General features: G+C 39.0%; 9 protein-coding genes. 8 read left to right on the top strand and 1 reads right to left on the bottom strand.

The features are described from left to right. Positions 1-38: 38 nt before the first annotated feature. Complete coding sequence (gene ybfF / locus AAZR93_RS13025; RefSeq protein ID WP_434720041.1) at positions 39-815, bottom strand: esterase; 777 nt, start codon at positions 813-815, stop codon at positions 39-41. A gap of 314 nt (positions 816-1129) precedes the next feature. On the opposite strand from ybfF, the gene seqA reads away from it, so the two are divergent. The 8 genes from seqA to AAZR93_RS12985 all read left to right on the top strand — a co-directional run bounded on the left by seqA (position 1130) and on the right by AAZR93_RS12985 (position 12075). Then, a complete protein-coding gene (seqA, locus tag AAZR93_RS13020; RefSeq protein ID WP_294100211.1) occupies positions 1130-1675 on the top strand; it encodes a replication initiation negative regulator SeqA in 546 nt (181 codons plus the stop codon). Between the two features lie 56 nt (positions 1676-1731). Further along, complete coding sequence (pgm, locus tag AAZR93_RS13015) at positions 1732-3366, top strand: phosphoglucomutase (alpha-D-glucose-1,6-bisphosphate-dependent) (protein WP_336428481.1); 1635 nt, start codon at positions 1732-1734, stop codon at positions 3364-3366. 278 nt (positions 3367-3644) lie between these two features. Further along, positions 3645-4733: a 3-phosphoserine/phosphohydroxythreonine transaminase gene (gene serC, locus AAZR93_RS13010; RefSeq protein ID WP_294100209.1), complete on the top strand. Its 1089-nt coding sequence runs from the start codon at positions 3645-3647 to the stop codon at positions 4731-4733. A gap of 117 nt (positions 4734-4850) precedes the next feature. Then, the gene (gene aroA, locus AAZR93_RS13005) at positions 4851-6131 is read left to right on the top strand and encodes a 3-phosphoshikimate 1-carboxyvinyltransferase (RefSeq protein WP_434720040.1); all 1281 of its coding nucleotides are present in this window, start codon (positions 4851-4853) and stop codon (positions 6129-6131) included. Between the two features lie 279 nt (positions 6132-6410). Beyond that, positions 6411-7094 carry a (d)CMP kinase gene (gene cmk / locus AAZR93_RS13000; protein WP_336428478.1) on the top strand — a complete coding sequence of 228 codons (684 nt, stop codon included), beginning with the start codon at positions 6411-6413 and terminating at the stop codon, positions 7092-7094. A 174-nt stretch (positions 7095-7268) separates the two neighbouring features. Continuing rightward, positions 7269-8942, top strand: a complete 1674-nt coding sequence (rpsA, locus tag AAZR93_RS12995) for a 30S ribosomal protein S1 (RefSeq protein WP_294101314.1) — start codon at positions 7269-7271, stop codon at positions 8940-8942. Positions 8943-8994: 52 nt separating this feature from the next. Beyond that, on the top strand, positions 8995-9282 hold the full coding sequence (ihfB, locus tag AAZR93_RS12990) for an integration host factor subunit beta (RefSeq protein WP_294100205.1): 288 nt from the start codon (positions 8995-8997) through the stop codon (positions 9280-9282). A 384-nt stretch (positions 9283-9666) separates the two neighbouring features. Next, positions 9667-12075 (top strand): DNA internalization-related competence protein ComEC/Rec2, encoded by a 2409-nt coding sequence (locus tag AAZR93_RS12985; protein ID WP_434720039.1) that lies wholly within the window; start codon positions 9667-9669, stop codon positions 12073-12075. Positions 12076-12108: the final 33 nt, after the last annotated feature.

Here is a 12108-nt window from a genome sequence, read left to right as displayed (position 1 = left end):
AGGCTCTTCAATATCTAATATTACGAAATTAGATAAATTTATTCGGGTAAATTTAAGAATCGGTGAATGGCTCTTAATACATGTTCTGGTTTTTCTGCATGAACCCAATGTCCTGCATCAGCCACAATCCAAGCTTTTGCTTTTGGAAATTGTGCGACAATTTGTTCTTTATATTCAGCTTGTACATAAGGTGAACGTCCACCCGGGATTAGTAAAACCGGTTTATCCCACGCAGGAACAGTTTTCCAACCAATAATTTTTTCATAATTATCCTTCAACGAAGGTAGATTAAATTTCCACTCACCTTGGCGAAATGATTTTAGTAAAAATTGGATAACACCATCTTCTTTTATATCGTGGCGCATGATGACCGTCGCTTCTTGGCGCGTTTTCGCTTTTCCTTGGATGACAGCTTCGAGTGCAGCGAATATTTCATCATGACGGCGAACTTGGTAAGCCACTGGAGCAATATCGATAACAACAATTTTTTCAATAAAATCAGGCGCAATTTCAGTAGCCGCCATGGCAATTTTACCACCCATAGAATGACCAATTAGGATGGCTGATTGATAACCTAATGATTTAATGAGTGTAATGACGTCTTGCGCCATCTCTTGGTATTCCATTTGTGGTGCGCGGAAGGAATCACCATGATTACGAACATCAATTTGAATAGTATCAACGTAATGTTGTAAATCTCGACCTAAAATACCTAAATTATTAAGATCGCCGAATAACCCATGAATGAGTATGACTGGTGTATTCGAAATAGGATTTTCAGGTCGGTGAATGGTGTAATTTAGTTGCTCAGTCATATTTGAATTATCAACTTATTAGTAGTGCAGGTGCGTTATCATGGCATATCAATAAAGCAAAACCAAATTGCAAAATTTAGTTTACTTGCTTTGTCAATTTTATGGTAACTAAAATGGATGTTACTATTTTATTGTTTTGAGTAAAAGCAAACAAAGGTAAACTAAACTGAGTTTGGGTATGATAACTTACTGAATTATCATTGAAGATTGAAACAATGTTTGCTTTAAGTTGTTGAAATTTTAATTGTTTTGTTTTTTTTAAATCTGTCTTATAATCGTTACGCAAATTTTAGTTAAAAAAGTACTGGGAAAAAATGAAAACAATAGACGTTGATGAAGAACTTTACCGCTATATTGCGAGTCATACACAGCATATCGGTGAAAGTGCATCGGATATTTTGCGCCGTATGTTAAATTTCAAACCCGGGCAGCCAGTACAAGCAAAAAAATTAAACCATGAGCCGCTAGAACAGCAAGCCGCTCAGGTCATTAGTACGCCAGTGGTTGCACAAAATCCTGTTAGGGTTATTCGAGAACTTTTATTGTCGGATGCTTATGCAGAAAAAAGCAAAGCAATCGACCGCTTTATGTTAATTTTGTCCACGTTATATGGCTTAGATAACAACTGTTTTGCAAGTGCGACAGAATCTATGCATGGCCGTACACGTATTTATTTTGCAGGTGATGAGCAAACTTTGCTCGCGGCAGGTAAGCAATCGAAACCTCGTCATATTCCAGGTACGCCTTACTGGGTGATTACTAACACAAATACCAATCGCAAACGGAGTATGGTTGATGCCATCATGCAGGAAATGCAATTCCCTGCAAATGTGATTGAAAAGGTCAGTAATACCATCTAAAAATTGAGATATCACTGGTGTTGATAACGAAGCATCAGTGCTTTGGGAGAGTACAAGTGACAATACATGAACGTGCAGGGCAGCTTCCGTTTCAAAATGACTTGATAAATGTTGCGCAATTGACCGCTCAATATTATACGCAACAACCACAGTCAGATAACCTTTCTCAAGCGGTAAAATTTGGTACATCAGGGCATCGTGGTAGTTCTGTACGCAAAAACTTTAATGAAAATCACATCTTAGCTATTGCACAAGGAATCGCAGATTTACGTAAACAACAAGGTATTACAGGACCTTGCTTTGTCGGTAAAGATACTCATGCATTGTCTGAAGCAGCGTTCATTACTGTGATTGAAGTTTTAGCGGCAAATCAAGTTAAAGTTGTTATTCAAGAGGCGAATGGATTTACGCCAACTCCCGCTATCTCCCATGCTATATTAAGTTATAACAAATTAAATCAAGATGTTGCCGATGGAATCGTTATTACGCCATCGCATAATCCCCCTGAAGATGGTGGGATTAAATATAACCCCGCTAATGGTGGACCTGCCGATACAGATTTAACTTCTGTCATTGAAAAACACGCAAATCAGTTACTCGCTAGCAACCTTGTGGGTGTAAAACGTCTGAATTTCACAGATGCGATGACTAGTGGTTATATTGTTGAGCAAGATTTAATTATGCCTTATGTGTCATCACTTGGTGAAGTGGTCGATATGAAGGCTATTCAGAAATCAGGATTAAAGATTGGCGTTGATCCTCTTGGTGGTTCTGGTATTGAGTATTGGAAGAAAATTGCAGATTATTATCAATTAGATATTGAGATTGTAAACGATCAATTAGACCAAACATTCCGTTTTATGCCTCTTGATCATGATGGTGTGATTCGGATGGATTGTTCATCTAAGTGGGCAATGGCTGGTCTGCTTGGTATGAAAGAAAAGTTCGATTTAGCATTCGCCAATGACCCAGATTATGATCGCCATGGAATCGTGACGCCTGATGGTTTAATGAATCCTAATCATTATCTTGCTGTTGCAATTGATTACCTTTTCCAACATCGCCCTCAGTGGGGGAAAGATGTTGCGGTGGGTAAAACATTAGTTTCCAGTGCAATGATTGACCGTGTCGTCAATGATATCGGCCGCGAGTTAATTGAAGTTCCTGTTGGATTTAAATGGTTTGTTGATGGCTTGTTTAGTGGAAAACTCGGGTTTGGCGGTGAAGAAAGCGCAGGCGCTTCATTTCTTAAGTTTGATGGCACGCCATGGTCAACGGATAAAGACGGCATAATCATGTGTTTGCTGGCCGCTGAAATTACCGCAGTAACCGGCGAAAATCCACAGCAACGTTATAATAAGCTAGCTAAAAAGTTTGGTGCACCTATTTATAATCGCATTCAAGCGAAAGCTTCTCACGAAGAAAAAGCCAAATTAAGTAAATTATCGCCTGAAATGGTCGCCGCAGATACTTTAGCGGGGGATAAAATTACTCAACGTTTAACTGCTGCTCCTGGTAATGGTGCTGCAATTGGCGGTCTTAAAATTATGACCGATTACGGATGGTTTGCGGCAAGACCTTCTGGAACTGAAGAGGCCTATAAAATTTACTGTGAAAGCTTCAGAGGTGAGGAGCATCTTCGTCTCATTGAAAAAGAAGCTATCGAAATTGTGAGTAAAGTTATTCGCTGATTGTTGGTTTAAAGTATCATCCTACCTCTTTTATCCCGATTATAGATAAATCACTATAATCGGGATTTTATCCCTTATTTATTGTTAATCACTTCATAATATTGTGGCTGTTGATAATGTGACGGCATTAACAAAACTGTTTACTTTTTTGCTAAAAAATAACCTCCGAGATTTTTAAAGCTAGCTCACAATAACCGTTGCAGCTAAAGGCGTGGGATGATACAACTTTAAGTATCTGAGTGAGTTTAACTAACATTATTGAAGATAGGGTGAGGTCAATGAGTCAGGTTTATAATTTCAGTGCAGGTCCAGCAATGCTACCTGTTGAAGTCATGCGTCGCGCTGAACAAGAATTTTGTAATTGGAAAGGTTTAGGCGTTTCAGTAATGGAAGTGAGTCATCGCGGAAAAGATTTCATTGAAGTTGCAAAAGAAGCAGAACAAAATTTACGTGATTTACTCAACGTTCCAAGCAACTATAAAATTCTATTCTGTCACGGTGGTGCTCGAGCTCATTTCGCCACCATTCCAATGAATTTACTTGGTGATAAAACTACAGCGGACTATATCGTTAGCGGCTATTGGTCTGAGTCTGCGGCAAAAGAAGCTCAAAAATACTGTAAACCTAATATTATTCATATAGAACAAGAAAAAGACGGTGTTGTTGGTCTAAAACCAATGAGCGAATGGCCATTAAGTCAAGATGCGGCTTACATTCATTATTGTCCAAATGAAACGATTGGTGGTTTGTCGCTTCATGAAGACCCTGATTTTCCTAAAGATAAAATAGTGATTGCTGACTATTCATCGTCAATCCTATCTAAGCCAATTGATGTTAGCCGTTATGGTGTAATTTATGCAGGCGCACAGAAAAATATTGGTCCGGCGGGATTAACCATCGTTATTATTCGTGAAGATTTACTTGGACACGCTGCTGTTCAGACTCCGTCGGTGTTTGATTATTCTGTATTGGCAGAATATGAGTCAATGTTTAATACCCCTCCGACTTTTGCTTGGTATTTATCTGGCATGGTTTTCAAATGGTTAAAAGAACAAGGCGGTTTGCAAGAAATGGCTAATCGCAATTACGAAAAATCACAATTGCTTTATAGCGCTATCGATAACAGCGAGTTCTATATTAATCGTGTTGCGGTTGAAAATCGTTCTTGGATGAATGTGCCATTCCAAATGCAAGATCCTAGTCTGGATGCGAAATTTATTGATGAAGCGAAAGAGCTTGGCTTACTGTCTCTGAAAGGGCATAAAGTTGCTGGCGGTATGCGCGCTTCTATTTATAACGCAATGCCATTAGCGGGAGTTCAAGCTCTTGTTGATTTTATGGCTGATTTTGAACGCCGCCACGCCTAATATTAACTATTTAATTTAAATATGGTTTTGGTCAGGATAGGATGCCTGACCCGCTATGTTTTATTTTTCTTATAGTGATAAAAATAGTATTAAATAACATTGGAGAAACTGCTTTTTATGCAATCCCTGACATTACAACCTATATCTTCAGTTAACGGCATTATTAATTTGCCAGGGTCTAAAAGTGTATCAAATCGCGCACTTTTATTAGCGGCAATGGCAAAAGGTACGACTGTACTTACTAACTTATTAGATAGTGATGATATTCGCCATATGCTGAATGCATTAAGTCAGTTAGGTATTAAATACCAATTATCAGATGATAAAACGCGTTGTAGTGTAGAAGGTATAGACGGCTGTTTATCCAATCATGGTGAATTAGAAATATTCCTTGGCAATGCGGGTACCGCAATGCGTCCGCTCACAGCCGCACTTTCTTTAAGTGACAATAATATTGTATTAACTGGTGAGCCGCGCATGAAAGAGCGTCCAATTGGGCACTTAGTTGATGCATTAAGAGAAGGCGGTGCAGTAATTGATTATTTAGAGCAAGAAAACTATCCACCTATTCGTTTGAAAGGGGGATTTGTTGGTGGCGCTATTTCGGTTGATGGCTCAGTTTCTAGTCAGTTTTTAACCGCTTTATTGATGGCGGCCCCATTGGCACGACAAGACACGATAATTTCAATTATTGGAGACTTAGTTTCTAAGCCTTACATTGATATTACTTTAGCTTTAATGCAAAGTTTTGGTGTACAAGTAGAAAACAAACAATATCAACAGTTTGTAATTAAGGGGCAACAACAATACCAATCACCTGGTGAATACCTCGTTGAAGGTGATGCATCTTCAGCATCTTATTTCTTAGCGGCGGCGGCAATAAAAGGTGGTGTGGTGCGAGTAACGGGTATTGGTCGTAATAGTTTGCAAGGTGATACTAAGTTCGCCAATGTGTTAGAAAAAATGGGAGCGATCATCCGTTGGGGTGATGATTATGTTGAGTGTGAACGCGGTACACTTAACGGCATCGACATGGATATGAATGCGATTCCTGATGCAGCGATGACAATAGGAACCGTGGCACTTTTTGCAGAAGGGGAAACAGTTATTCGCAATATCTATAACTGGCGCGTTAAAGAAACAGACCGTTTATATGCAATGGCAACTGAACTGCGTAAAGTTGGTGCTGAAGTTGATGAAGGTCATGATTACATTCGTATTGTTCCACCAAAAAAATTAAATCATGCACAGATTGAAACTTATAACGATCACCGAATCGCAATGTGCTTTTCGTTAGTTGCTTTATCTGACACTCCGGTCACTATCTTAGATCCAGGTTGTACAGCGAAGACGTTTCCTGACTATTTTGAGCAATTATCTAGTTTGAGCCGTTATTAAGCTTAAGCCAGTATTAGAAGTTAGATATTTTCGTTTTTAAAGAGCCATTGAACGGCTCTGTAGGGCTGATATTATTTTGTTTAATATCAGCCTACTAAATTTTACGTCTATTTTATCTACACTTTTCCTTCATTTTAATGCTACTTAATTCATCATGGTTTACGCATTTTTACCTCATTGATTGTCACCTGCTTATTTCACAAAATTGATGAGTAGGTATAATACCTACACAGATTTTTATTGCGGGTAGCGAAGACTATTTGCACAAAGGAGATTTTTATGGCGGCAATTGCCCCTGTAATTACCGTTGATGGACCAAGCGGAGCTGGTAAAGGCACTCTTTGCCAAGCGTTAGCAAATGAATTTGGATGGCAACTTTTAGACTCTGGTGCAATTTATCGCGTATTAGCGCTAGCGGCTCTACATCATCATGTTGATATTCAATCAGAAGATGCATTAGTACCTTTGGCCGCAAATTTAGATGTGCGTTTTGTACCTGAAGAAAATACGCTAAAAGTGATTCTTGAAGGGGAAGATGTTTCTAATCAAATTAGACAAGAAACTGTCGGAAATACCGCCTCGCAAACCGCCACTTTTCCTCGAGTAAGAGAAGCATTGCTCCGTCGCCAACGTGCATTTAGAACAATGCCCGGGCTAATAGCCGATGGTCGAGATATGGGAACGGTAGTGTTTCCTGATGCCCCCGTTAAGATTTTTCTTGACGCATCAGCACAAGAACGAGCTCATCGGCGTATGAAGCAGTTGCAGGAAAAGGGGTTTGATGTTAACTTTGAACGACTTCTAACCGAAATTGAAGAGCGTGATTATCGTGATCGTAATCGCTCGGTAGCGCCTCTTATCGCCGCGAAAGATGCATTAGTGCTGGATTCCACAAGTATGTCAATTGAGGAAGTTATTGAAAAAGCACGCACCTATGCTAAAAATATTCTACAATTATCGTGATAATAGGCTTTATTTTAGCTTATAATTAGATAATATACGCACTTACTACCATACTGATTATATTATTTGTATGGTATCCACCTTACGACAAGGAATGTTGTGGGGTATGTGAAACAACCCCATTTGGCGGGACGCTAGATGGACGTTAATAAGAAACCCTTGAAGATCATTAATATGACTGAATCTTTTGCCCAACTATTTGAAGAATCCCTGCAGAATATTGAAACACGTCCTGGTTCTATTGTCCGTGGTACTGTTGTTGCTATTGATAAAGATGTAGTCCTGGTAGACGCAGGCCTTAAATCAGAATCTGCTATCCCAGTAGAACAATTCAAAAATGCTCAGGGTGAGCTTGAAATCCAGGTTGGCGACGAAGTCGATGTAGCGCTGGATGCAGTAGAAGATGGTTTCGGTGAAACTATCCTTTCTCGTGAGAAAGCTAAACGTCATGAAGCATGGTTGACGTTGGAAAAAGCTTACGAAGAAGCTGAAACTGTAATTGGTGTTATCAACGGTAAAGTAAAAGGTGGCTTCACTGTAGAACTGAACGGTATTCGTGCGTTCTTACCAGGTTCACTGGTAGATGTACGTCCTGTTCGTGATACTACTCACCTTGAAGGCAAAGAGCTTGAATTCAAAGTAATCAAGTTAGATCAGAAACGCAACAACGTTGTTGTTTCTCGTCGTGCTGTAATTGAATCAGAAAGCAGCGCTGAGCGTGATCAACTGCTAGAAAATCTGCAAGAAGGCATGGAAGTTAAAGGTATCGTTAAGAACCTTACTGACTACGGTGCATTCGTTGATCTTGGCGGTGTTGATGGCTTGCTGCATATCACTGACATGGCTTGGAAACGTGTTAAACACCCAAGCGAAATCGTCAACGTTGGTGATGAAATCAATGTTAAAGTTCTGAAATTTGACCGTGAGCGCACTCGTGTTTCTCTGGGTCTGAAACAACTGGGCGAAGATCCTTGGGTCGCAATCGCTAAACGTTATCCAGAAGGTACTAAACTGACTGGTCGCGTTACTAACCTAACTGACTACGGCTGCTTCGTTGAAATTGAAGAAGGCGTTGAAGGTCTGGTTCACGTTTCAGAAATGGATTGGACTAACAAAAACATTCACCCATCTAAAGTTGTTAACGTTGGTGATGTTGTTGAAGTTATGGTTCTGGATATCGATGAAGAACGTCGTCGTATCTCTCTAGGCCTGAAACAGTGCAAATCTAACCCATGGCAGCAATTTGCAGAAACTCATAACAAAGGCGACCGTGTTGAAGGTAAAATCAAGTCTATCACTGACTTCGGTATCTTCATCGGACTGGACGGCGGCATCGATGGCCTTGTTCACCTGTCTGACATCTCCTGGAACGTTACAGGCGAAGAAGCAGTTCGTGAATACAAAAAAGGTGACGAAATCGCAGCTGTTGTTCTGCAAGTCGACGCTGAGCGTGAGCGTATTTCTCTAGGTGTTAAACAGTTAGCTGAAGATCCATTCAATAACTACTTAGCATCAATCAAGAAAGGCGCAATCGTTAATGGTAAAGTGATCGCAGTTGATGCTAAAGGTGCAACTGTAGAGCTGACTCTTGGCGTTGAAGGTTACCTGCGTGCATCAGAAGCTTCACGTGACCGTGTTGAAGATGCAACATTGGTTCTGAATGTTGGTGATGATGTTGAAGCTAAATACACAGGCGTTGATCGTAAAAATCGTGTAATCAACCTGTCTGTTCGTGCGAAAGACGAAGCTGATGAAAAAGATGCTATCGCTACCGTGAACAAGCAAGAAGAAACGACTTTCAGCAACAGTGCTATGGCTGAAGCTTTCAAAGCAGCTAAAGGCGAATAATTAAGTGGGGGTAATTCATTACCCCTTTGTAACGGTAGTTTAGGGAGGTACTATGACCAAGTCTGAGTTAATTGAAAAACTGGCTAGCCAGCAATCTCATCTTTCAGCGAAAACCGTCGAAGAAGCTGTAAAAGAAATACTTGAGCATATGGCGGATACGTTAGCTGATGGCGAGCGTATTGAAGTCCGTGGATTCGGCAGTTTTTCTCTTCACTACCGTGCTCCACGTGTTGGTCGTAATCCAAAAACTGGAGATAAAGTGGAGTTGGAAGGCAAATATGTTCCACACTTTAAGCCAGGTAAAGAGTTGCGTGACCGTGTAAATATTTATGGTCAATAACAGACTATAAATCTTAATTATTACAGCAAAACAGCGCTTGTGTTTAACACGGCGCTGTTTTTTATTACTAGATAAACTCCGCAAACTCCGCAAACTCCGCAAACTCCGCAAACTCCGCAAACTCCGCAAACTCCGCAAACTCCGCAAACTCCGCAAACTCCGCAAACTCCGCAAACTCCGCAAACTCCGCAAACTCCGTATATATCAAGTGGATTTTTATAAATATTGAGTGTTTTGCGAAGCGCTTCGCAATTAATTTATGGTGTAATACGAGCCAACACAATATTTGCGAACGGCTTTGTATTTCAAATTAAGATAAGTAAAAATGTAGAAAAGTATAATTTATGTTGTCGTTTATCTTATTAACTTAACGAGGCATAGAATATGAATGGGGGGGAATATCAGAATAAAAAAACGATTTCCCTTTCATATACAGAGGCTGCGATTGCAGTAATTATCGGTGTGTTACCCCTTCTTTTTTTACCAAAATTACCCAATATAAATAGTACGTTAGTTATTTTTGCAATCCTGTTTTTGTTTCTGCTTTTTTGTAAAATTAATAGAATCGGTAAGTTTATCACTTTGGTCATGATGATTTTTTTATGGGGCTGTTGGCACGGTATCGATTTAAAACAAAAAATAAACTTACTTTCTAAGCAGCACCACCAATTGGATATCACCGTTGTTAGCATTCCACTAAGGGATGACATAGAACAAAAACTTAAAGTCCGAATCGATTATATAAATTCAATAGCGGTATTTCCACCGCTGTATGCGACATGGAAAAGGAAGAGACATTCTAAAATAAAAATTTGTGCGGGACAGAAATGGCAACTACAAGCAAAATTGAACCCATTACATTCATCATTAAATGAAGGGGGATTTAATCAACAACGTTATCAATTGGCTCAGCGTGTTATCGGAACTTTAAAAAATAAGAAAAGTGTAATATTAAACGAGCATTGTTCCTTCAGGCAGCAGGTAATTAACCAATTTGTTGATGGAATAAGCCCACTTAAATATTCAGGTATTATTTACGCTTTAATGTTTGGTGAGCGCAATTTATTGTCTCCAGAGCATTCAGTACTGCTACAAAATACAGGTCTTACTCATCTGATTGCAATATCTGGTTTGCATATCGGTATGTCCTATCTTTTAGGATATTTATTTGCTCGATTATTACAGTATTTGTTTCCTGTCAGGTTAGTGAGTCAAAACATACCGATTATACTGGGATTAATTTTTGCCTTTCTTTACGCTTGGGTGTCTAATTTTGCTATTCCTGCAACTCGAGCATTACTGGCATTGTTGTTATGGGTGTATATTCGTAAGCAACCGTTTTACTGCTTTTCATGGCGATGGGCGATATGGAGTATCGGTTGTATCTTATTTTTTGATCCATTATCTATCCTTTCAGACAGTTTTTGGTTGTCGAGTTTTGCGGTACTGGCAATATTATATTGGTTTACTGTATTTCCCCTATCTTCAAGCATGAATCAACGAAAAATTATGAGTAAAATTTTACCGTTAATTCATTTGCAGATTGGGTTGCTCATTTTATTAATTCCCATACAAGTCATTTTGTTTAAAGGCATCAACGTGATGAGTTTTTTCGCCAATCTTTGGTTTGTTCCTCTTATCTCGTGGATTGTCGTACCTATTATTTTTTGTATTTTTTTGCTACCCGTTACTTACGTACAAAATTGGCTCTTTGTTTTTATTGACGAAGTTATTGGCTTTGGTATGAAGCCATTGGGGTTTTTAAGTGGTTTTTGGTTTGAATTAAATACGTTTCCTTATTATTTTTTACTAATATGTTGGGTAGTTGCCTTAGTCATCCTATTTAGTTGGTATAAAAATTATATTGGCTTATTGGGGTGTGTAATTGTTTTAGTATTAACGGATAGAATGCGAGAAATAGAACCTAGAGGTGAGTGGAGCTTAACTGTATTGGATATAGGTCATGGCTTAGCTGTGGTGATTGAGCAAAACAATTTAGCGCTACTCTATGATACGGGGAATCGATGGCAGGGAGAGAGTAATGCAAAACGGCAAATTATTCCTTTTCTAAAACATCACAGCATTACTCCAATGGGGCTGATTCTTAGCCACAATCATTTAGATCATACTGGAGGAGTGACTGACCTCATTAATTATTACCCATGGCTCAGTGTACGTAGTAGCTTTGGACGCTATAATAATTCTGGACGCAAAAGTCATTCAAATAAAAATAGTCGCTTCGTAAGAGATAAACGGGTTGTTGTGAGTAATCACTTATTTAAACATAAGCATCTTCCTTGCTATAAAGGGCAACAGTGGCAATGGGGAAAACTTAGTTTTGAAGTACTTTGGCCTGAAAAGTTATCTGAAATTTCACATAATAATGATTCGTGCGTTATTCAATTGACGGATGGTTATCATAAAATTTTGCTCACTGGTGATTTAGAAAAACAAGGTGAAAAAATGATGGTGGCAATGTATCGAAATAAATTACGTTCAGATATTTTATTTGCACCTCATCATGGAAGTAGTACTTCTTCAACGGCATTATTTTTAAGAACTGTTAGCCCATCGACAGCGATAGTCTCTTCTGCGCGGTATAGCCCATGGAAAATACCTGCTGATAAAGTGCATTTTAGGTATAAACAGAATAATATTAAATGGTTGAATACGTCTGAGACAGGGCAGTTAACTCTATGGTTTAAAAAAGAAAAAATAAATATTTTACGCTATCGAAATGAAATTAATCCTCGGTGGTACCATCTGTGGTTTGGTGATCTGCTATTTCCCTAGTAGAATAGTGCGCTTACATTAAGTCTGGTAATA

Origin of the sequence: Providencia sp. Je.9.19 (assembly GCF_051129765.1) — a bacterium.
Classification (GTDB): Bacteria; Pseudomonadota; Gammaproteobacteria; order Enterobacterales; family Enterobacteriaceae; genus Providencia.
The sequence above is the reverse complement of the archived record's forward strand: the minus strand, read 5'-3'. Positions and strand labels throughout refer to the sequence as shown.